The sequence below is a fragment of the Mycobacterium sp. genome (assembly GCF_035570115.1).
Taxonomy (GTDB): domain Bacteria; phylum Actinomycetota; class Actinomycetes; order Mycobacteriales; family Mycobacteriaceae; genus Mycobacterium.
Window position 1 is genome coordinate 17,755 of record NZ_DATMLH010000193.1, and the last position, 21,448, is coordinate 39,202.

At 66.2% G+C, this 21,448-nt stretch carries 20 protein-coding genes, 2 pseudogenes and 1 riboswitch; of the genes and pseudogenes, 6 read left to right on the forward strand and 16 right to left on the reverse strand.

Features of this window, described 5'->3' with window-relative positions; genetic code table 11:
• Positions 1-189 precede the first annotated feature (189 nt).
• A complete protein-coding gene (locus tag VNW74_RS17295) occupies positions 190-435 on the forward strand; it encodes a CsbD family protein (RefSeq protein ID WP_325678945.1) in 246 nt (81 codons plus the stop codon).
• 60 nt (positions 436-495) lie between these two features.
• On the opposite strand, the gene VNW74_RS17300 is transcribed toward VNW74_RS17295, so the two are convergent.
• From VNW74_RS17300 to VNW74_RS17320, 5 genes are all read right to left on the reverse strand, one after another.
• Positions 496-1,431 carry a lysophospholipid acyltransferase family protein gene (locus VNW74_RS17300; RefSeq protein ID WP_325678947.1) on the reverse strand — a complete coding sequence of 312 codons (936 nt, stop codon included), beginning with the start codon at positions 1,429-1,431 and terminating at the stop codon, positions 496-498.
• A gap of 220 nt (positions 1,432-1,651) precedes the next feature.
• A complete protein-coding gene (locus VNW74_RS17305) occupies positions 1,652-2,446 on the reverse strand; it encodes an STAS domain-containing protein (RefSeq protein ID WP_325678949.1) in 795 nt (264 codons plus the stop codon).
• 305 nt (positions 2,447-2,751) lie between these two features.
• The gene (locus VNW74_RS17310; protein WP_325678951.1) at positions 2,752-3,132 is read right to left on the reverse strand and encodes a DUF732 domain-containing protein; all 381 of its coding nucleotides are present in this window, start codon (positions 3,130-3,132) and stop codon (positions 2,752-2,754) included.
• Positions 3,133-3,572: 440 nt separating this feature from the next.
• Complete coding sequence (locus VNW74_RS17315) at positions 3,573-3,824, reverse strand: hypothetical protein (protein WP_325678953.1); 252 nt, start codon at positions 3,822-3,824, stop codon at positions 3,573-3,575.
• 134 nt (positions 3,825-3,958) lie between these two features.
• Positions 3,959-4,651 carry a class I SAM-dependent methyltransferase gene (locus VNW74_RS17320; protein ID WP_325678955.1) on the reverse strand — a complete coding sequence of 231 codons (693 nt, stop codon included), beginning with the start codon at positions 4,649-4,651 and terminating at the stop codon, positions 3,959-3,961.
• A 45-nt stretch (positions 4,652-4,696) separates the two neighbouring features.
• On the opposite strand from VNW74_RS17320, the gene VNW74_RS17325 reads away from it, so the two are divergent.
• A complete protein-coding gene (locus VNW74_RS17325) occupies positions 4,697-5,116 on the forward strand; it encodes a MarR family winged helix-turn-helix transcriptional regulator (RefSeq protein WP_325678957.1) in 420 nt (139 codons plus the stop codon).
• A 38-nt stretch (positions 5,117-5,154) separates the two neighbouring features.
• Here the strand turns inward: VNW74_RS17325 and VNW74_RS17330 are convergent, their stop codons facing one another.
• Genes VNW74_RS17330 through rpsB form a run of 3 tightly spaced genes read right to left on the reverse strand, consistent with a single transcriptional unit; the run spans position 5,155 to position 8,243 of the window.
• The gene (locus VNW74_RS17330; protein ID WP_325678958.1) at positions 5,155-6,564 is read right to left on the reverse strand and encodes an amidase; all 1,410 of its coding nucleotides are present in this window, start codon (positions 6,562-6,564) and stop codon (positions 5,155-5,157) included.
• A gap of 10 nt (positions 6,565-6,574) precedes the next feature.
• Positions 6,575-7,390, reverse strand: coding sequence for a translation elongation factor Ts (gene tsf / locus VNW74_RS17335; protein WP_325678960.1), 816 nt, complete (start codon positions 7,388-7,390; stop codon positions 6,575-6,577).
• Position 7,391: 1 nt separating this feature from the next.
• Positions 7,392-8,243, reverse strand: coding sequence for a 30S ribosomal protein S2 (rpsB, locus tag VNW74_RS17340; RefSeq protein ID WP_325678962.1), 852 nt, complete (start codon positions 8,241-8,243; stop codon positions 7,392-7,394).
• 252 nt (positions 8,244-8,495) lie between these two features.
• Here rpsB and VNW74_RS17345 point away from each other — a divergent pair.
• Positions 8,496-8,981 (forward strand): annotated as a pseudogene (locus VNW74_RS17345) (M23 family metallopeptidase); the annotation flags it as partial.
• 112 nt (positions 8,982-9,093) lie between these two features.
• Here the strand turns inward: VNW74_RS17345 and VNW74_RS17350 are convergent.
• The 7 genes from VNW74_RS17350 to VNW74_RS17380 form a co-directional block, all read right to left on the reverse strand.
• The gene (locus tag VNW74_RS17350) at positions 9,094-9,996 is read right to left on the reverse strand and encodes a tyrosine recombinase XerC (protein WP_325678964.1); all 903 of its coding nucleotides are present in this window, start codon (positions 9,994-9,996) and stop codon (positions 9,094-9,096) included.
• Between the two features lie 32 nt (positions 9,997-10,028).
• Entirely contained in the window at positions 10,029-11,189 is a 1,161-nt protein-coding gene (locus VNW74_RS17355; RefSeq protein ID WP_325678966.1) for an alpha-hydroxy-acid oxidizing protein, read from the reverse strand.
• Positions 11,190-11,228: 39 nt separating this feature from the next.
• Complete coding sequence (locus VNW74_RS17360; protein ID WP_325678969.1) at positions 11,229-12,083, reverse strand: siderophore-interacting protein; 855 nt, start codon at positions 12,081-12,083, stop codon at positions 11,229-11,231.
• Between the two features lie 51 nt (positions 12,084-12,134).
• Positions 12,135-13,274 carry a DNA-processing protein DprA gene (gene dprA, locus VNW74_RS17365; RefSeq protein ID WP_325678971.1) on the reverse strand — a complete coding sequence of 380 codons (1,140 nt, stop codon included), beginning with the start codon at positions 13,272-13,274 and terminating at the stop codon, positions 12,135-12,137.
• Positions 13,271-14,782, reverse strand: coding sequence for a YifB family Mg chelatase-like AAA ATPase (locus tag VNW74_RS17370; protein ID WP_325678973.1), 1,512 nt, complete (start codon positions 14,780-14,782; stop codon positions 13,271-13,273). The genes dprA and VNW74_RS17370 overlap by 4 nt, the downstream gene beginning before the upstream one ends.
• A complete protein-coding gene (locus VNW74_RS17375) occupies positions 14,782-15,150 on the reverse strand; it encodes a YraN family protein (protein WP_325678990.1) in 369 nt (122 codons plus the stop codon). Before VNW74_RS17375 ends, VNW74_RS17370 begins: the two co-directional genes overlap by 1 nt.
• A gap of 132 nt (positions 15,151-15,282) precedes the next feature.
• The gene (locus VNW74_RS17380) at positions 15,283-16,350 is read right to left on the reverse strand and encodes a DUF190 domain-containing protein (protein WP_325678975.1); all 1,068 of its coding nucleotides are present in this window, start codon (positions 16,348-16,350) and stop codon (positions 15,283-15,285) included.
• A 426-nt stretch (positions 16,351-16,776) separates the two neighbouring features.
• Positions 16,777-16,838, forward strand: a riboswitch (Fluoride riboswitch).
• 170 nt (positions 16,839-17,008) lie between these two features.
• Here VNW74_RS17380 and VNW74_RS17385 point away from each other — a divergent pair.
• The 3 genes from VNW74_RS17385 to VNW74_RS17395 all read left to right on the forward strand — a co-directional run bounded on the left by VNW74_RS17385 (position 17,009) and on the right by VNW74_RS17395 (position 20,406).
• Complete coding sequence (locus tag VNW74_RS17385) at positions 17,009-17,308, forward strand: PE family protein (protein ID WP_325678977.1); 300 nt, start codon at positions 17,009-17,011, stop codon at positions 17,306-17,308.
• Positions 17,309-17,322: 14 nt separating this feature from the next.
• Complete coding sequence (locus tag VNW74_RS17390) at positions 17,323-18,678, forward strand: PPE family protein (RefSeq protein ID WP_325678979.1); 1,356 nt, start codon at positions 17,323-17,325, stop codon at positions 18,676-18,678.
• A gap of 156 nt (positions 18,679-18,834) precedes the next feature.
• Complete coding sequence (locus VNW74_RS17395) at positions 18,835-20,406, forward strand: Na+/H+ antiporter (protein ID WP_325678981.1); 1,572 nt, start codon at positions 18,835-18,837, stop codon at positions 20,404-20,406.
• A gap of 99 nt (positions 20,407-20,505) precedes the next feature.
• On the opposite strand, the pseudogene VNW74_RS17400 reads toward VNW74_RS17395, so the two are convergent.
• Positions 20,506-21,448, reverse strand: a pseudogene (locus tag VNW74_RS17400) (DNA-binding protein); the annotation flags it as partial.

Genomic DNA, 21,448 nt, shown 5'->3' on the forward strand with positions numbered 1-21,448 from the left:
GTTGACGCCAGCAGGGGTTTGAGCGCCGCGCCCCATGGGAATTCCGACCACGCGGCGCGAAAATGCTGCGAAATGGCATAGCGCAAAAGCCAACAACACAAGCGCTTTTCGCCGTGCCCAAAACCGGTCCAGCCAACGGCCGGTGGTCGAGCAAGTCAGCTCGGTATGAGCAAACGAGGAGGGGACTCCATGTCGGAAGACAAGAAGAACAGTGGGCCTGAGGAAGCTGTGAAGGGCGTCGTCGAGGGCGCCAAGGGCCTTGCCAAAGAGGCCGTCGGCAGCGTGCTTGGTAACAAAGATCTCGAGCACGAGGGCGAGGCCCAACAGGACAAGGCGCAAGCGCAGCGTGACGCCGGCAAGAAAGAAGGAGAGGCAGAAGCGGCTCGTGCCGGTGCCGCGGCCGCGGAGAAGCGCCAGCAGGCTCACCAGAAGTAGACCATCCATCAGACGTCTGGGCCCGGTCCGTGACGGACCGGGCCCGTCGTTTGTGCGGGCCTAACCGAATACCGGCAATGCCCGTTTGCGGGCCAGCGCGTCCATCCCGCGCTGAATGCTGTCCTCCACTTCGTGGTACTTGCGGCCGACATACTCGTCGTCGTCAGCGCGAGCGGGGTCGTGATCGAGCTGGACCGCGGGCATGAATCGAGTCCTGATCTTCGCCGGCAGCGGCATCTGCGGCAGGGCGGCAGGGGCAATTCCCCAGGGCAGCGAGATCGCGAGCGGAAACACCTTGAGCCGCAGCAACCGATCCAGTCGCAAAGCCCGCGAAAGCCTGTCACCGCGAATCAGCACCGGCATGGCGTCGGCGCCTCCCACGGTAGCGATCGGCACGATCGGCACTCCGGCGCGAATCGCCATCTTCACGAATCCTTTTCGTCCGGCCAGGTTCGCCTGGTCGCGCTCAGTCCACGGCCGCAGCGAGTCCACCTCGCCGCCGGGCCACAGCGCCACGTCGCGACCTTCGGCCAGCGCGGTCGCGATGGCGTCCGGCGCCGCGGGTAATACGCCCATTGACCGGAAGTACCGGCCGAACCCCGGGATAGCCATCAATGCGTCATGGGCCGTGCCGTGCAGTGGACGCTCCTGGCCGAACCGTCGCCACCATTGCAGACCGACAGTCCACGCATCCCAGACAAAAGGGGCTCCGGAGTGGATGCCGACCAGCAAGGCCGGCGGATCTCCAACGTTTTCCCAGCCGTCGATCTCCATTCGAAACCAATAGTCCACCAGTAGGTTCCAGAAGAACTTCTGACGCTGCAAGGTGGTCTCATCGAAGCCGCTGAGATCCCATTTGCCGGCACGCTCAGCTACCCAGCCGCTCAGGCCGCCCTCTTGCTTCGCACGCTTGTCCTCCATCACGGCTCGCGCGCGATCCGCCTGACGGCGTGCCTGCGCCCGCACATTCGCAGATCGATGGTCGTTCGAACTCATATTGGCTCCAATTGGGCAGAGTACGAAGCGGTTTCGACCGCTGCTCGCCGAATAACGACGGGCGGTTACCGCACCTCACTCCAATACCCACCCCCGCCGGCCTCAAAACACCACTGCCTACAGTTGCGAATGGCAGGCGAACGCGCCCCAAGAGTGGGTGACCCAGAACCCAGATGGTCCTAGCGCCGGCCTGGCGGCCCAGCAATCGCGACAAAGATTCTCAGAAGCGGTTTTCCGGGCCGACCACGGCCCATACCGTGTCGCCGGCCGCGCTGGTGTACGTGCCCCACACCCGCGAGTTGGCCGCGACGAGGTCAAGGCCCGAGACGTTCTCATCTGCGGACTTACGGGTCTCAGGCGTCATTTCGATGTGTTGTATCGCCACCGCCACCGTGGAGCCGTCGGTTTCCATTCGAAGCGACAACGTGCTGTTGGTATCCGCAACGGCGATTTCAACCAGTTCGGTAGCGACGATCGAAACCGCATGAATGAAGTCGACTCTCTGCCACGCCGTCAACCACTGAGCAACTAGCTGCCGGCATCGGTGAATGCTGGTCTTCGTCGCCGGCAATTCGGCGCGGACGCGGCGCCGATACCGGCGCAGTCCGTCGGCGGGCAGCTCAGTGAGTGCGCACTCAAGCGTTGGGAACACGGGCACATACCGCGTTATGCCGTTTCGGTGCAAAGTATTCTGGACATGATCAAGGGCGCATACCAGGCCAATCGGGATATCCGGCCATTCGGCGATTTGCCAACGGGCATTGGTGAACACGGCCCACGCCGGATCGTCTCGGACGGTGAGGCCGTTGACGTCGACGATGACCCCAAGAGGTTCATCCAACGCGGTTTTGACGATTGCGTCGCGGAGCGGGACGTACGTTGTGCCGTCGAGCAGACCGTCCAAGGTGAGCACTCGGGCGTCCGCGACCGTAGAGCCGATAACGCGCAGCTCGCTGCCCTGGCCGGCCAGGATCCACTCTTCATCCCAAGGCTGCCGCAGCGCCGGACAACTCATCGTTCCACCCGACCAAAACTCAAGCTCGAACCTGCCGGTAGCCCCGACGCAAAGCTACCTAATAGTAATCAGGGTTGCCACCGCGGCTGGAAAATCATTTCAGCATTTAGGTGGATCCTACTTCGTACGGCCTGACGGAACCTACTCTCGAACCGCCGTCACCACTCGGCCAGCATGCCCCGCCATACGTCAGTTGTTTGCTGCGGTCGGCGACTACCAGTGTCGCGCCCGGTCCGAAGATTGCCAGCGGCGACGAGGAACCGCTCTGCGCTCGCGGCAAATCCGGCCGGCGGCGCGATCACACCTCAGGGCGCTGCGGGTAGCTCGCCTTGATGGCTTGGGCAGTAGACGTCCACTGATGCGATGACGAATCTGACCGCGGTCCTTCTCACCCGAGCGGGATAAAGGTGTAAAGCCGGATTGTCCCCATACGCACTGTTCATCTCATCGTCGACTACGTTCTGGATCGAACCGCCGCCATCGAGTTGGCTACAGATTTGACGGGCACGGTAGACGATCCCAGGCACGTTATCGATGGCGGGAATCTGTTCTTGTTCGAGCAACGCCAGAAACTGCTGATCCTGAGCCGGGTCGGCACCCGCTGCGCCACCGCAAACAACCGCGGCGGTCAGCACTACCGAAGCGCTAACCAGAGCGTCTGCGAGGCGGGTGATGCCGGTGCGCACGGCAGGATTTCCATTTCTTCTATGTCAGCTGCTCGACATCTCGTTGAATCGACACCGAGCGGTAACAGCGGAGGCGTCTGGCGCCTGCAATGATGGATATCGTAACTGGTTGTAGCCGTGAATCACCACTGGGCTTTCGCGCAAACCCGCAGATTAGGGGCGCGGCGCGACGGCATGTAGGCGTATGACCGCATCGAAGCACAACGGCGTAGCGCCGTCGAAGTTGATGGCTGCGCGTGCGCGGCGAATACATGCTGAGTGTGCGGTGATCGCCGCCTTTCTGAGCATCGCCTCGAGCGTGCTGGCTGCCGCACAGTTGCCTGTGACGACGTGGCTCCGATCGGAGTCGGCTCATCGCGCGGTGAGCGAGCCGATCGCAATGGTCAGGCCAGCCCCCCTGGGAGAAGTTACGCCCACGCCGCCGCCACAGATCCCGCCACCTACGGTGAAGCCGGTCGCGCCGCCTGTGGAAGCCCCGTCACCTCCAGCAGAACAGCCGCCGCCACCACCACGACAACGGCAGAAACCCCCACCACCTCCGGAGGCACCCCCACCGCCACAGGAGGCACCCGCACCCGAACCGGAGGCACCCGCACCAGAACCACAGGCACCCGCGCCCGAACCAGAGGCGCCCGCACCCCCACCGCAGGCGCCTCCACCACCGCAGGAGACTCCTCCTCCTCCACCACCACAGGCGACGCCTCCTCCCGCACCGCCACAGGCGACACCCCCTTCCCCGTCTCCAGGGCGGGGCCATGTCCAGCTCGCACCGTGAGGCAAAGGACTATCTCAGGCAGCAGCTGAGCCCGAACCGCCCGCGCGCCGCTCAGGCCAGGTGCGCGGACAGCAGCCAGGCCGGTACGGACTTACGTCCATTGCCCTCGTCGCGCAGGTCCACGGCCGGAAACCCGGCGACTTTGTCGTCGGGCACGTTGGCATGAATTCTGGCCGGTCGAATCTCGTCGATGACCCAGTACTGCGACACGACATCGCGCAACTCATCCTCACTGACCGCGTTGGGCGGGCCCTCGGGCATGCCCGCCCGATCGAAGACCAGCACGAAGTAGGACGCGCCGGGCGCGGCAGCGCGAACGATCGACCGCTGGTACCCGTCACGCAGCTCGACGGGCATCGAGTGAAACAGCGTGCTGTCCACGATCGTGTCGAATCGGCCTTCGGAACCGGTCGGCCAGCTATTGAAGTCAGTGATGTCGGCCACCTCGAACGAGGCGTTGGTCAACCCATGATTAGCCGCCTCGACCCTTGCCAACTCGATCGCGGTGGGCGAGGCATCCAGCCCGACGGTGTTGTGCCCCAACGCCGCCAGGTGCATTGACAGCGCCGCCTCACCGCAGCCGGCGTCGAGCACGTCGCCCGTGATTTTGCCCTGGTCAATGAGCGCCGAGATCTCGGGTTGCGGCTCACCGAGACTCCATGGCGGTCGGCCTTCCCCGAACTGACGAGCCTCGCCGCGGTAGGCCGGATCGAAATCGAAATCGAACTTCTGCGTTTCAGTCATACCCGAGATATATCAAGTAACCTGATATATGTCAAGATTGTTGATATGAGCACGACACAAGACGCGCCACTTGGGTACCTGCTACATCAGGTGGTCGCCGCGCTGCGACCGGAGGTGGCCGCGGTGCTGAGTCCGCTAAGTCTGACGCTGCCCGAATTCGTATGCATGCGAATGCTTTCCATGAGTCCCGGGATGTCCAGCGCGGAACTGTCCCGGCAGGGCAATGTCACACCGCAGGCGATGAACACGGTGTTGCACCGGTTAGAAAACGCACACATAGTGGCCAGGCCCGCGACGGTGCCGTCCGGTCGTGCGCTGCCGGCCACGCTGACCACAGCGGGCCGGACGCTGTTGAAGCGTGCCGAGGCTGCCGTGCGGGAGGCCGACGCCCGCGTCCTCGGCAAGCTGTCCGCAGCCGATCAGCGGGAGTTCAAACGGATGCTGGCAGCGCTGGGATCAGACTGACCCCGATGGTGCGGCTCCTCGGCGGGCCGCCTGCATCGTCAGCGGCCGTCCTGGATGCGGGCCCACGGCCGGGCCTGTTCCAGTTCGTAAGCCAATTCCAGTAACCGGACTTCCTGGCCCACGGCCGCGGAGATCATCATGCCCACCGGCAGCCCGTTGGCGGATTCAGCCAGCGGCAACGAGATCGCAGGCTCCCCGGTCACGTTCTGCAGCGGCGTGAACGCCACCCAGTCTTCCAGCCGGCCGATGATCTGCTGGTAGTCGGCGGTGGGGTCGAGGTAACCGATCGGCGGCGGCTCGTCGGCCAACGTCGGCGTCAGCACCAGGTCATAGCCGCGAGTCAGCCGCGCCGTGTGCCGTCTCGCACCGGCCAAACGCGCGAGCGCGAGTGGGATGCGATGCAGGTTGCGGCGCGCGTGCCGGTCCAAACCTCGTGACAGGTTATCCAATCGGGTGACGTCGAACGCGTCGATGGCGTGCCGGTTCTGCTGAATCTGACCCATGGCCAGCAACCCCCAGTACAGCACGAAGTCAGCAGCGAAACTGGAAGGGACCGGCGGCTTTTCGAGATAGTCGACGCGGTGGCCGAGATCTTCGAGCACGCCGGCGGATTTCAGCGTCAGCTCACGTAATTCGGGGCTGCATTCGCGCAGCAGCGAATGGGTGACGACGGCGATCCGCATCCGCTGCTTGCCGGCGTCCTTCACGTCCCCGATCGGCGGCAGCTTCGGCGCGGGCCAGATGCGCTCAGCCTCCCGGTAAAACGCCGCGGTATCGCGCACCGATCGGGTGAGCACGCCGTTGGTGACGACGCGAATCGGCATCCGGCTCACCTCTTTGTCCAGCGGTAGCCGGCCACGGGAAGGCTTCAACCCGACAAGTCCGTTGCAGGACGCGGGAATTCGGATCGAGCCGCCGCCGTCGTTGGCATGCGCGATCGGTACCGCGCCGGCCGCCACGAACGCAGCGGAGCCAGACGACGACGCACCCGCGGTGTGATCGGTGTTCCACGGATTGCGCACCGGCCCGAGCCTGGGGTGCTCGGCCGAGGCGCTGAACCCGTACTCCGACATCTGAGTTTTGCCCAGCGATGTCATCCCGGTGGCCAGGTACATCCGCGCGAAATCGCTATCGACCGCAGCCGGCCGTGGCGGCCACGCGTCGGTGCCCAGCATCGTCGGCAGCCCTGCGACGTCGACGTTGTCCTTGACGAATGTCGGCACCCCGCTGAAAAAGCCGCCGTTCGCAGGCGCTTCGGCTTGGGCCCGGGCTCGGTCGAATGCCTGATACGCCAAGCCATTCAGCGCGGGGTTGACCGCTTCGGTGCGGGCGATGGCCGCCTCGACCACCTCGACCCTGCCGACCTGACCGGAGTTGATGGCGTCGATCAGACCGACGGCGTCGAGGTGGCCGAGCGCATCGTCACCGAATGCGTGCACATGTCGCATTCGGCTGATGCTACTGCTGGCCGACCTCGAAACGGACGAACCGAGTCACCGTGACGCCGGCTTCGTCGAGCAGCGACTTGACCGTCTTCTTGTTGTCGGACACCGAGGGTTGCTCGAGCAACACGACGTCCTTGAAGAACCCGTTCAGCCGGCCCTCGACGATCTTGGGCAGCGCCTGCTCGGGTTTGCCTTCCGCGCGGGAGGTCTCCTCGGCGATCCGCCGTTCGCTGGCCACCACGTCGTCGGGCACGTCGTCGCGGCTCAGGTAGCGAGCCTTGAGCGCGGCGATCTGCAGCGCAACGGCATGCGCAGCCGCTGCGTCGTCGCCGGTGTACTCGACCAGTACACCGACGGCCGGCGGCAGGTCCGCCGAGCGCTTGTGCAAGTAGGTTTCGACGGTGCCGTCGAAGAATGCGACCCGACGCAGTTCGAGCTTTTCGCCGATCTTGGCCGACAGGTCGGCGATGGCCTGCTCGACGGTTCTGTCACCAGCGCTGGCCGCTTTGAGCGCGTCGACGTCGGCCGCTTTGGCCGCCGCGGCAGCGCTCACCACCTCATCGGCCAGCTTCTGGAACTCCGCGTTCTTGGCGACGAAGTCGGTCTCGCAGTTCAGCTCGATCAGCGCGCCGTCCTTGGCGGCGACCAAACCCTCGGCGGTGGCCCGCTCGGCGCGCTTGCCCACATCCTTGGCGCCCTTGATCCGCAGCGCCTCGACGGCCTTGTCGAAGTCGCCGTCGGTTTCGGCCAGCGCGTTCTTGCAGTCGAGCATGCCGGCGCCGGTCAGCTCGCGAAGCCGCTTGACGTCAGCAGCGGTGTAGTTGGCCATATCAGCCTTCCGTGGAGATCGATTCGGTTTGGGTTTCGGCGTGCGCCCCGGCTGCGGTCGGTTCGGCGGCCGGCGCTGCGGTGGCCGAGGCCAGCAGTTCCTGCTCCCACTCGGCCAGCGGCTCGGCGGCTTCGGCCTCGGGCTTGCCGTCGCCGCGGCCAACACCGGCACGCGCCTGCAGGCCCTCAGCCACCGCCGAGGCGATCACCTTGGTCAGCAGGGCGGCCGAGCGGATCGCGTCGTCGTTGCCCGGAATTGGGTAGTCGACCAGGTCGGGGTCGCAGTTGGTGTCGAGGATCGCGATCACCGGGATACCCAGCTTGCGCGCCTCACCGACGGCGATGTGCTCCTTGTTGGTGTCGACCACCCAGACCGCCGACGGCACCTTCGCCATGTCGCGGATACCGCCCAGGCTGCGTTCCAGCTTGTTCTTTTCCCGGGTCAAGCCGAGGATCTCTTTTTTGGTGCGACCCTCGAAGCCGCCGGTCTGCTCCATCGCCTCGAGTTCTTTGAGCCGCTGCAGCCGCTTGTGCACCGTGGAGAAGTTGGTCAGCATGCCGCCCAGCCAGCGCTGGTTGACGTACGGCATGCCGACGCGAGTGGCCTCGGCGGCAATGGATTCCTGCGCCTGCTTCTTGGTGCCGACGAACAACACCGAGCCGCCGTGGGCGACGGTCTCTTTGACGAATTCGTACGCCTTGTCGATGAAGGTCAGCGTCTGCTGCAGGTCGATGATGTAGATGCCGTTGCGGTCGGTGAAGATGAACCGCTTCATCTTGGGATTCCAGCGACGGGTCTGGTGCCCGAAGTGGGTGCCGCTGTCGAGCAGCTGCTTCATGGTTACTACGGCCATGGTTATGCCTTTGTGTGTCGGTTGTCGCCCGGCGTCGGGTGAAGCCGGGCCCTGGCGGCTGCTGCGATGCCGGACCCTGTTAAGGGACCGCCCGGCATGCGGTGCGAACTCCTAGTTGAACGGGAGCCGCGGTGCAGACGCGCGAAGTCAGTCCGTAATACGGGCTGCGGGGAGGAGTTTACACGGTTTCAGCAGGTGCTTTGTCCACAATGCTGGCTGGCCGCCGTGCCGGTGCCGCGGTGAACTGGGGATATGCGATGGGCGGCGGTGATCGTGGCCACGACGCTGATCTGGGCGTGCCCGGCCCGCGGAGACGATCTCCGCCTGGATTGGCCGTTGCGGCCATACCCGGCGGTGGTGCGAAGCTTCGACGCCCCGGCGCCGGACTGGAACCGCGGCCACCGCGGTGTGGACCTGGCGGGTAGGCCCGGCCAACCGGTGTACGCCGCGGGCGCGGGGACGGTGGTGTACACGGGCATGCTGGCCGGCCGGCAGGTGGTGTCGTTGGCGCACCCGGGCGGTTTGCACACCAGCTACGAGCCGGTGCGGGCGTCCGTGCGGGTCGGCCAGCCGCTGACCGCGGGGACGGTGATCGGCGAATTGTTGGCCGGCCATCCGGGTTGTCCGGTCTCGGCGTGTCTGCACTGGGGAGCGATGTGGGGCCCGGCCGCTCGTGCGGATTATGTCGATCCGCTGGGGTTGGTGGCGTCCACGCCGATCCGGCTCAAGCCGCTGCGCGGCGCTGTTGAGCAACGCTTGTATCGACCGCCACACCAGTCTCTGGCTGGCCGGACCACCCTTGGCCTCGGGACTGCTGGGACACCTGTTGCCAGAACGCCGTCGCGCCCGGTCAGGCCCGCGGATGGGCCCGGTCGTGCACCGCGCGCAACCGGGCAACCGTGACGTGGGTGTAGAGCTGGGTGGTGGCCAGGCTGGAATGGCCGAGCAACTCCTGGACGACACGTAGGTCAGCCCCGCCCTCGAGCAGATGGGTCGCAGCGCTGTGGCGTAACCCATGCGGCCCCATATCGGGTGCGCCGTCCACCGCGGCGACGGTCTGGTGCACGACGGTGCGGGCTTGTCGCACGTCGAGCCGCCGACCCCGCGCGCCCAGCAGCAGCGCCGGCCCGGACTCCGCGGTCGCCAGCGCGGGACGCCCGTCGGCCAGCCACCCGTTCAACGCATCGGCGGCCGGCTCCCCGAACGGGGCCGTGCGCTGCTTGTCGCCCTTACCGAGCACGCGCAGCACCCGATGCCCGGTGTCGACGTCGTCGATGTCCAGGCCGCATAGCTCGCTGACCCGGACGCCAGTGGCATACAGCAATTCCACGATCAACCGGTCCCGCAGCGCCAGCGGATCACCCTGCTGACAGCCGGATTTCGCGGCTGACATGGCGGCCAGCGCCTGGTCTTGTCGCAACACCGCCGGCAGGTTGCGACGCGTCTTCGGCACCTGCAGCCGAGCGGCCGGGTCTTCGGTCAATAGCCCCCGCCGCACCGCCCATGCGGTGAACGTCTTAACCGCCGACGTGCGGCGTGCCAACGTGGTGCGCGCCGCACCGGCGCCTGCCCCGGCGGCCAGCCACGACCGCAACGCCGCCAGGCTCAGGCCACGTAGTCCGGTCCCGGGCGCGCGTCCGTCCAGGAAGGCGAACAACAACCGGAGGTCACCCAGGTAAGCGCGACGGGTGTGCACCGAGCGAAGGCGTTGCAGCGCCAGGAAGTCGTCGAACTCGTCGAGGATCGCCTCCACCAACCCACGGTCCCAGACGCCGGCGGTCGGACTCAGCTGACGCGCCGCAACGTGTCCGGAGTGAGATCAGCCAGTGATGAGTAGCCGTCGACGGCCATGGTCAGGTCGGCTTCGGCCAGCAACGAGCGCAGCACGTGCACGATGCCGTCGGCGCCGCCCAACGCCAGGCCGTAGGCGTAGGGGCGCCCGATGCCCACCGCGGTCGCCCCGAGCGCGAGGGCCTTGACGATGTCGGCGCCGCTGCGGATCCCCGAGTCGAACAGCACCGGCAGCCCGTCAGCGGCGCCGACCACGTCCGGTAGGCAGTCCAGCGCGGGCAAGCCGCCGTTGGCCTGCCGGCCGCCGTGGGTGGAGCAGTAGATGCCGTCGACGCCGGCGTCCCTGGCGCGCCGCACATCGTCGGGGTGACAGATGCCCTTGACGAGCAGCGGCAGCTTGGTCAGCGAGCGCAGCCACGGGAGATCGTCCCACGTCAACGGGTTGCCGAAGACCTGTATCCAGCGCAGCACGGCGCCCTGCGGGTTCTCTTCGGGAGTTTGCGCCAGGCTCGCGCGGAAAACCGGGTCGCTGGTGTAGTTGGTCAGGCAGTGTCCGCGCAGCTGGGGGAAGTTCGACGTGCTCAAATCACGTGGGCGCCAGCCGGTGACCCAGGTATCCAAGGTGACGACGATGCCCTTGAAGCCCGCCGCCTCGGCGCGATGCACCAGGCTGGCGGCCAACTCACGGTCGGTTGGGGTGTACAGCTGGAAGAATCCGGGGGTCTCTCCAAACTCGGCAGCGACATCTTCCAACGGGTCGACGGTCAGCGTCGAGGCGACCATCGGAACGCCGGTGCGGGCGGCTGCACGGGCGGTGGCCAGGTCGCCGTGGCCGTCCTGGGCACACAACCCGATGACCCCGATGGGCGCCATGAACACCGGTGTGGTCAGCTTCATCCCGAACAGCTCGACGGACAGGTCACGCTCCTTGGCGCCGACGAACATCCGCGGGATCAGTCCCCAACCCTGAAAAGCCTCGCAGTTGGCCCGCTGAGTGCGCTCGTCCCCGGCCCCGCCTGCGACGTATGACCACACCGACGGCGGTAGGGCCTTTGCGGCCTTGGCTTCCAGTTCCGCGAACACCATCGGTAGTGCCGGCGCCACGCCCGCCAGACCCTGGAAGTAAATCTCGTTTTGATAGTCGCCGAATGCCATGCGATGAGCATGCCAGCCGGTGTTTTGGCAGACGAGCCCCTAGTAAGCCCCGGCCCCGGCCTCAGCCTCAGCCAGTTCTCTCTTCCACTGCCGGAACGTCTCTTCGGTGCGACCGCGCCGCCAGTAACCCGAGATCGACGCCCACTTCGCATCCACTTCGCGGTCTTTGCGGATATACGGCCGAAGGTTGTGCATGACCGCCTGCGCTTCGCCGTGTACGAAGGCGTGCACCTGCCCAGGAAGCCACGGGGCGGATTTGACCGCCTCGATCAACGGCGCGAAGTCGCCGGCCCGGTCCTCGCCGATCAGATCGGCTCGCCCGCCGCGGTAAATCCAATCGATCCGGACACCCTGCGGTGCGGCCAGCGGGATTTCGTCTTCGGGCCCGGCGATCTCGATGAACACCTGACCAATTGCATTGGCAGGCAACGCTTCCAGCGCAACGCTGATGGCTGGCAGCGCGGTCTCGTCGCCGGCCAGCAAGTGCCAGTCGGCGGCCGGATCCGGGGCGTAGGCGCCACTAGGGCCCATCAGGTACACCCGCTGACCGGGCTCGGCCGTGGCGGCCCACAGTCCGGCCGCGCCGTGCTCACCGTGCACGACGACGTCGATCGCGATCTCACGAGCGGCCGGGTCGGCACGACGCACCGTCAAGGTCCGCACCACCGGCTGCTTGGCCGGCGGCAGGTCGGCGAAACTGTCCAGCGTCAGCGGTTGCGGCAGGCTGGCCATATCGACGTCGTCGCCGACGAAAACCACCTTGACGTAGGAGTCGGTGAACTTGCTGGGCGTGAAGGTGTCGAAGCCGCTGCCCCCGAGGACAACCCGAAACATGTGCGACGTGAGTTCTTCGCGGCGCACCACTTTGAAGGTGTGCACAGGACGACCGGCCACGTGGTTCCTCCCCTTCACAGCTGACCCCGTCGACTATACGAGCTAACGTCATCACCCCGTTCCGCCGCGATTCCGGACTATTCGCCAGCGGCCGTCGTGCCGCTCAGCCAGGCCGACCACCTCCAGCATCGCCAGTGGCGCCAGTGTTCGCGCCGGCTCTAACGCGGCGGCGACGGCGATCTCGTCGACCGTGGCGAGTCCGCGACCCGGCAGCGCCTCATACACCTGCCGCTCGTCGTCACTGAGCCCGTCCAGCGCCGTTGCGGGGCGCGGTTCCTCGGGCGCCAGCTCACCAATGCGACCCATCAGCTCGACGATGTCCTCGGCACGGGTGACAACTTCGGCGCCGGCGCGCAGCAGGGCGTGGCATCCCGTCGACGCCGACGAGGTCACCGGTCCGGGCACCGCACCCACCACCCTGCCCAAGGCTCGCGCCCACGCTGCGGTGTTTGCGGCGCCGCTGCGCAAACCGGCTTCCACCACCACCGCCGCTCCGGCGAATGCGGCGACCAAGCGGTTGCGCGTCAGGAACCGGTGGCGCGCCGGTCGCACCCCCGGCGGGTATTCGGTGATCAACAACCCGGTACTAGCGACACGATGCAGTAGTCCGGAATGGCCGGCGGGATAAGGGATGTCAAGCCCGCCGGCCAAGACTCCCGCAGTGACGCCGTCGACTGCAAGGACCGCGCGGTGGGCCGCGCCGTCAATACCGTAGGCCCCGCCGGAGATCACCGCGACATCCTGCTCGGCCAGCCCGGCCGCCAGGTCGCCGGCCACCTGTTCCCCATAGCTGGTCGCCGCCCGCGTTCCGACAACGGCCGCCGCCCGATGTGCCGTCTCGTCAAGCCGGGCCGGTCCCACCGCCCACAACACCAGAGGCGGTCTGCCCTGCGGCTTCGACGCGACTGCGACGCTGCCGAACGCGGTGAACGCCAGCATCGGCCACTCATCGTCGTCGGGCGTGATCAGCCGACCACCGCGGCGGGCGAGCAACTCAAGATCGTGGGCAGCCCTGTCGATTTCGCGCCTCGCTTCGCTGTGTCGCGCCAGGACGTCATCGACCTGACCTCGTCGCACCCGTTCCGCGGCCTCTATCGGTCCCACCCCACTCACCAAGGCGGCAAGTTCAGCGCAGGGTGGTTCGACCACCCGGGACAGATAGGCCCATGCGCGCAGTGTCAGGTCGGTCATCGGGAGGCTCCGGGTTGGCGAAAGCTCAGCGCGGCGGCCACCTCGTCGCGTCCGGGCGATGTGCGGCCGGCCAAATCGGCCAACGTCCAGGCGACCCGAAGTGTGCGGTCGACGCCGCGGATGCTCAGCATCCCGCGCTCCAGCGCGGTCCGCAGCGGCTGCATCGCTGCATCGGCCGGCCGGAATCGACGTCGCAGCAGCGTTCCGCTGACCTCGGCATTGGTGCGAAACCCGTGTGGACGCCAGCGCTGCGTCGCCGCATCGCGGGCCGATGCCACCCTGCTGCGGACCTGTGCCGTCGACTCGGCCTCGGCGGCCACGAAGGCGCGCATCCGCACCGGATGCATCTCGACTCGCAAGTCGACGCGGTCCATCAGCGGCCCGGACAGTCGACCGAGGTAGCGTCGTTTGGCCGCCGCCGCACAAATGCAGTCCCGCGGATCGGCCGGGGCACAGGGACACGGGTTGGCGGCCAGAACCAGTTGAAAGCGGGCCGGATAGCACGCCACCCCGTCGCGGCGCGCGAGGCGAATCTCGCCGTCTTCCAACGGCGTTCGCAGTGCCTCCAATGCGCTGACGTTGATCTCGGCGCATTCGTCGAGGAACAACACTCCGCGGTGGGCCCGGCTGATGGCCCCTGGCCGCGCCATTCCCGAGCCGCCCCCAACCAGCGCTGCGACGCTTGAGCTGTGGTGCGGCGCGACGAAGGGCGGCCGGGTAATCAGCGGTGTGGCATCCGAGAGCAGGCCGGCGACGGAGTGAATTGCGGTGACCTCTAACGACTCGCTGTCCGACAGCGACGGAAGAAGCCCCGGAAGACGCTGTGCCAGCATAGTTTTCCCCACACCCGGCGGGCCGGTAAGCATCAGGTGATGCGCCCCGGCAGCGGCCACCTCGACGGCGAAGCGGGCCTGGGCCTGCCCCATCACATCGGCCAGATCCGCCGACGGCTCATCCTCCGGAACCTCCTTGCTGGTCCGTTCGTCCAGCTGCGCAGATCCGCTGAGCCAGGCCTGTAGCTGCGCCAGGGTGCGCACACCCCAGACCTCGATGCCGTCGACCAGGCTGGCTTCTGGCAGGTTCTCCACCGGAACAACCGCGGTCTTCCAGCCCTCACCCTTGGCCGCGAGCACCGCCGGCAGCACTCCGCGCACCGGTCGGACTCGTCCGTCGAGAGCCAACTCGCCCAGCACCACGACCGCCTCCAGCTGTCGCCACGGCGTCTTCCGTTGCGCCGACAACACCGCTGCCGCAAGGGCGAGGTCATATACCGAGCCCACCTTCGGCAGCGTCGCCGGTGAGAGTGCCAGGGTGAGGCGAGACATAGGCCAGCGGTTGTTGCAGTTGGTGATCGCTGCCCGGACCCGGTCTCGTGATTCCTGCAACGCAGCGTCGGGCAGGCCTACCAGATGCACACCCGGCAGGCCCGAGGTGATATCGGCTTCGATCTCCACGATCTCGCCGTCTAGCCCCAGCACCGCGACCGAAAACGCACGCCCCAGCGCCATCAGCCGACTCCCTGCAGATGGCTGATTTCCGGCGTGCGACGTCGACCGATCCGCACGCCGATCACATCGATGCGGATCGCTGCCCAACGTTGGTCTTGAGTGGCCAGCCACATCGCAGCCAGCCTGCGCAACCGACGCGCCTTCCGCTCGGTCACCGCTTCGGCCAGACCACCGAAACCATCGCCGGTGCGGGTCTTGACCTCGACGAACACCACCGCGTTGGTGGTCGGGTCGACGGCGATCACATCCAGCTCGCCGAATCGGCAGCGCCAGTTGCGGGTCAGGATCCGCAGCCCGAGGCCGGTCAGGTGATCGGCGGCCAACCGCTCACCGAGCGCTCCGATTTCGGCCCGCGTCAACATCGTCATGCGGCCACCCTGCGGCAGGACACCGACGCGGATATACGCGCGCGCCGCCGTCAACGCGAAAGTGTGGCCGGTTATCCCCAGTTGCGCGACAGTCCACAGCACGCGTCCGTGCCCGCGACTCGTCGCGCGGCTCTAGTACTGGTAGCGAGCCATACCGGGCCGACCGTCGCCGTCAGCGGCCAGCGCGGGCACCATTTCGCTTGTCACCAAACCTTGTTCGCGAGTGATTTCGTCGACGATGTCGAAGGACGCGGCGATGTTGTTGGGGGTGTCGATAATGATCGTCACGACCGGGACATGCCGGCCCAACGACAACAGCTTGTCACCGTGTGGCGCGTGATCGCCGTGGAAGCCCCAGATTCCGCGCAACACGGTCGCACCGCGCGACGATTTCTGCTGCCGCAGCCGTTGGATCAGCGCACGGTGGATCGGCATCCCGTCGCAGCGTGCGGATTCCGACGAGTAGACCATCAGCTTCTGCCACAGCGCCAAGCCGTGCTCGTCAGTTCCTGGCAGTGCGTGCGGCCGCTCCACGAGTTCGCCGTCGCGCTTGCACAGCCGGACCCGTTCGACCGTAACCAGCGGGCGCTTCAACAGCGCGCCAAGCTCCGGTAGCACTCGGCCGATGCGCTCACCGCTGCCGACGGCGATGATCATCATCGGTACATCGGTGTTTCGGTCGAAGAAACGTGCTCGTTCGCGATGACCCCGGACCGTGCCGTCGACGCCCATGAACACCGATGCGCCCGCGAGCTGCCGCCGATAGAGCAGATCGCAGACCGCAATGTAGGCGGGCATACCGTAAACGCGCTCTTTGCGGCCGACGTAGATCGTCAGCTTGGTTGCCTCGTGATATTCGTCGGAGAGTTCGATGCTGTGGAGGTCGTCGCGCAGCAACCGGGCGCGCTCCAGGCTTATCAGGCCGCACTTGTCGACCCCAAGTACCGATTCGAGCAATCTCTCGATGACGGGGCCGGTGTCCACCGCGATCACCGCAACAGGAGGTTCTTCGGACAAGCTCAGGGATTGGTCGCTTCTAAAGTGATGCCGCGAGCCGAAGCCGGCGATCCCGCGCAGCACGATGCTGGTCGCGACGCGCCGCTGTTCATAAAGACTCAGCATGCTCTCGGCTACGAAGCGACCGTCCACGCGTTGACGCTCACCGAAGTACGCGCTGAGCTTGAGACAAACCTCGTCCATACCAACTCCCTCCATTGCGGCACAGCAGTTTTCGACTCACGTCGGTCTTCTGCAAGCACCGCCCCGCTGGCAGGACCAGCAACCAATACGCGGCCTTTGCCCACAGTAATTTCCGTCGACTCGCTGATTCGACGTGATCTCGGGGTGATTTGGTCATACTCCGCTCCCGGGTTTCCATCGCCTGAGGGCCGCGCGGATCGCACGCGACTTCGTCAGTATCGATCTGGTTCCCAGGGACCGTTGGCGGTCGCCGGCTCTTCCGTCGACCGCAGGTGGCGAGCCCCACCGCCTGTCTTGCCGCCAGATTACTCAGCGGCGAGGTAGTCGGTCAATCGCGCACTGCTCGGCCCCGCGCTCAGCGAGGCCCCTAAGTATTTGCCGCAATATCCGCAGTTCGTTGCATCTGGACTTAACCCGCCGTTAGCATCGCGTTCAGGCGATGAGGCTCGCCTTTAACCGCCGCACCGGCTGATGGCTTCTGCCCATGAGTGAGTTGGGTGCAGAGGACGGGGGCCAATGACTCAGGTTCTGCTCAACCTCGAATTCCCGTTCGCCATCGGGACAATCCGGCGGCGCGTTCAACGTATTCACGTTATGACTCGTGGGATCCACGCGCCGTGTTCACCTGTGTTTTCGACACCTATCGAGAGGAATACCGATGTCATTCGTCACCACACAACCAGAGGCGCTGACCGCCGCGGCCGCCAACTTGGCCGGGATCGGCACGACGATGAGCGCGCAGAATGCCGCCGTCGCAGCGCCGACCACCGGGGTGTTACCCGCCGCTGCCGACGAGGTGTCGGCGCTGACGGCCGCGCAATTCGCCGTCCACGCGCAGATGTACCAGGCGGTCAGCGCCCAGGCGGAGGCGATCCACCAGTTGTTCGTCAGCACGCTCGGAACTAGTGCGACGTCATATGCCGTCACCGAAGCGGCTAATGCCGTAGCGGCCAGTTAAGACGGGCTACGGCAATGGATTTCGCGATGTTACCGCCGGAGGTCAACTCCGGCAGAATGTATGCCGGCCCCGGCTCGGGGCCGATGATGGCGGCGGCTACCGCTTGGAATGGGCTGGCCGCCGAGCTGCAATCCACGTCCGCTTCCTACGAGTCGGTGATTTCGGAGCTGAGCGGCGGGTCGTGGCTCGGCCCATCGTCAGCTTCGATGGCGGCAGCGGCCGCACCGTATGTGGACTGGATGACCGCAGCCGCCGGGCAAGCTGAACAAACCGCCACCCAGGCCAAAGCTGCCGCAGCGGCATACGAGGCGGCCTTCGCAATGACGGTGCCGCCGGCGGTGATCACTGCTAACCGCACGCTTTTGATGACGTTGATTGCAACCAACATCTTCGGGCAGAACACCGCTGCGATCGCGGCCACCGAAACCGACTATGCCGAGATGTGGGCCCAAGACACCGCCGCGATGTACGGCTACGCCGGATCGTCGGCGGCAGCATCGACGTTGACGCCCTTCACCTCTCCACCGCCGACCACCAATCCGGCCGGGGCGGGCAGCCAGGCTGCCGCGGTGACGCAGTCGTCCACGTCGAGCGGCTCGCAGCTGATGTCGGCGCTCCCCCAGGCGCTGCAATCGCTGGCGTCGTCCACGACGGCGGCAGCGCCAGCACAGTCGTTGTCTGATCTGCTGACCCCGATCTCGGTCGCCCTGACGCTCCTGGAAATCCCCATTGGCACGACTTCTATCGGCTCCTCGGCGACGAGCATCTCGGCAGCGTTCACGGGTGTCGGGACCAACTTCCGCGGCTTCCTGATCAATGCCGACCGTGACTTTGCCAGCGGGAAGGGGCCCTACACGGGCTACGGGCCCGGCGCCGCCAACCTGCCGGAATGGTTCTTCCACGGCCAGGGCAGCGTCGCTGCACCGTCGGACGCCACGACGGCATCGGTGTCGGCCGGGCTGGGCCAGGCAAACACGGTCGGCAGACTGTCGGTGCCGTCGGCTTGGACGGTGGCGGCACCCGAGATTCGCCCGGCCGCCTTTACGCTGCCAATCAGCGGCGCCGTGGTCGCCCCGGAGATCGCCGCGGGTAGTTCCGGCAACCTGTTCAGCAACATGGGGCTCGCCGGTGCGGCCGGGGGCGCCGTCGGCAGCAGCGCTTCCGTGGGGCGCGGCGATCAGCGCACGAGAGTGACTGCCCGGGGCAACCCGACGCCGCCGCAGCGGCCGCAGGGTGAGCCGGTGGCCGAGATCGCTGCGGAGTTGCGCGAGATCGCCGCGCGGGCGCAATCGCTGCTCACCAAGTTGGCCGAGTCCGGGCTGATGACCACCGACGAGGTCACCGAGCAGAAACAACGCTTCCGCTGGTGATGCGTCTTGCCTAATCAATGCGATTGTGCGGGAATGGTTTCGGTGCGCTTCCGGGCAGGGATATGCGTGCGGACCATGCCATTACGCTGAGCTAGCCAATCACCGCAACAGCAAGCAGTTCATCGATAGCCGGCCGCGGCATTGGGAGGTGCGGTTGTGAATCCGGCGGGCTACTTGGTCCTGCTGCTTTGCGGACCGCTAGCGGCCGTGGCGGCGGTGTGGGTGGCTGAGCGGGTGGGTGTACCGTACCCAGTTTTGCTGGTAGCTGTCGGTGCATTGTTGAGCTGGTTGCCGTGGGTCAGCGTGCCACAGCTGTCGCCGGAGGTCGTGTTCTACGTGTTCTTGCCGCCTCTGTTGTATTACGCGGCGAATTTCATTGCGCCGGACGATCTTCGGGCCAATGCCCGGCCGATCGGACTGCTGGCAATAGGACTGGTGGTGGTCACCACAGCCGCGGTCGCCGGGGTATTGCTTGGTCTCGCCGGCGTGCCACTAGCGGTGGCCGTGACAGCCGGAGCGGTTGTGGCGCCGACCGATGCGGTGGCGGCCACCTCCGTCTTTAAGCGGTTGGACGTGCCTGAGCGACTCGCCACAATCGTCGAGGGCGAGGGCCTCACCAACGACGGCACCGCTTTGGTGCTCTACTCAGGCGCTGTGGGCGCGGTGGTGGCCGGCACAGTGCGGCCCGGCCCGCTCGTGGTGACGCTCCTCGCGGCTCCCGCGGGCGGTGCGGTGCTCGGCCTCGCCATCGGTTGGCTGGTCGTGGCAGTCCGGCGACGCATGGACCAACCGTTGTTGGAGATCACCATCTCGCTGGCGACGCCGTTCGTCACCTATGCGCTGGCAGAGGCCGTCCATCTGTCCGGGGTTCTGGCCACCGTTGCCGCCGGTGTCTATGTGGGCTCGCACCTCAGCGCCATCTACGCGCCCGGCGCGCGACTGCAGGCCTTTGCCTTTCTCGATGTTTTGGTGTTCCTGCTGAACGCAGTGCTGTTCACCCTGGTCGGCATGGAGCTTGTGCGCTCGGTGCACTGGGTACCGGGTATGCCCGCACTGCATGTCGTGGCCGTGCTGTCAGCCGTGATTGTGACGGTGGTCGTCCTGCGACTGGTCTGGATGCTCTTCGGACCCGCCACCGCGAAGCTGTTCGGCCGCACCAGCGGCGGGCCCCTGTGGCGGGAACGCCTAGTCGTGGCGTGGGCCGGCATGCGCGGCGGTTTGTCGTTGGCAGCCGCGCTGGCGATCCCGCTACGGCTCGCCAACGGCTCCCCCTTTCCCGACCGCGACCTGGTGATCATGGTGGCGGCCGCGGTGATTGTGGCAAGTCTGCTCATCCAGGGCACAAGCCTGCCTTGGCTGCTGCGCCGACTCGGGCTAAAGGCCGAGGATTTCGGAACCGAAGAGAACAAAGCTCGACTGGAAGCGGCGCGCGCCGCGTTGAAGTGGCTCGACGACCACACCGGCGCTGACGGCGCCGACGATGCCATCAAATCTGCACGTGCCCTGTACGAGGCTCGGGTGCGACGACTGCAAATCAGTCCCCCGAACGATCAGGAGTCCGACGAGGCCCAGGAGATGGAACGTTATCGAACGTTGCGGCTGGAGTTACTGCGCGTCGAGCGGTCGGTCGTGCTGGCGTTGAGGCGCAACGGCCACATCAACGCGACATTGTTGCGCGTCATCGAGCGAGACCTCGACCTCGAGGAGGCAAGGCTCACGGGTTCGTGAGCATCCGACCCGAAAAGCGTTGGCGTTCAGGCACGGCCGCGACAGAGCGCTCGACCGCACTGATCACGCGTCGCTTCCTCCTGAGCGGGCCGCGTCCGCCGCCTGGGCGATCCGAGATCCCACGTCGTAAGCCAGGATTTGCGCGGTCGCACCCGGGACTCTGCTGATGGCCCCAGCCATCCTGTCGGCGGTGCGGTCATGCAGCAGCCGGCCCACCAGCGGCGCATATGTTCGACGCGGCAGCAGCACCGTTATCTGGGTGTCTGGATGATCGTTCATCTCCTGAAGGACCAAATCTTGTGCGGCCCGAGTCAAGTTGCGATCCGGGCAGTTGACCACACGCAGCGGCTTATCGTGCTCGAAGTGCTGCCAGCGCTGCTGCAAACGCGCCGTATGAACCGCGTCGATCAGAAAGTGCACCGCAGTCAGCTCGTCGGCGTGCAGCCCGTTTGCGTAGCGCACTGCCTCAATCACCGCGAGGTCGACGCTGTCCACAAAGACGAACACCCGATGCCGCGCGTGTTGGGTCAACTCTGGACGCTCGGCGCGCGACATCTCCAAAACCGCCGCCTCGGCGCGGTACTGCCGGTTGAGCCGCATCAAGGCGAAGACCAGCACCGGCATGACAACGACGACCAGCCAGGCTCCCTCGGTGAACTTGGCCACCGCGAAGATCCCCACCACGATCGTCGACAAGATCCCGGCCGACAGGTTGATCACCAACTTGCGTCGCCAACCGGGCCCACGATGGGTCAGCCAGTGTTTGGTCATGCCATAGCCGGCCATCGAGAAACCGGTGAACACACCCATCGCAAACAGCGGCACCACCGCGTCGACCGACCCGCCGGTCACGATCACCAGCGTCACCGCCAGCGCAGTCAGCACGATGATGGCGTTGGAAAACACCAAACGATGACCACGTTTCATCATCGGCCGCGGCAGAAAGCTGTCCTCGGCAATGAAACTCGTCAGCGCGGGAAAACCGTTGAAGCTGGTATTCGCACCGAAGAACAAGATCGCCGCGCTGGCCGTCTGCAGCAGC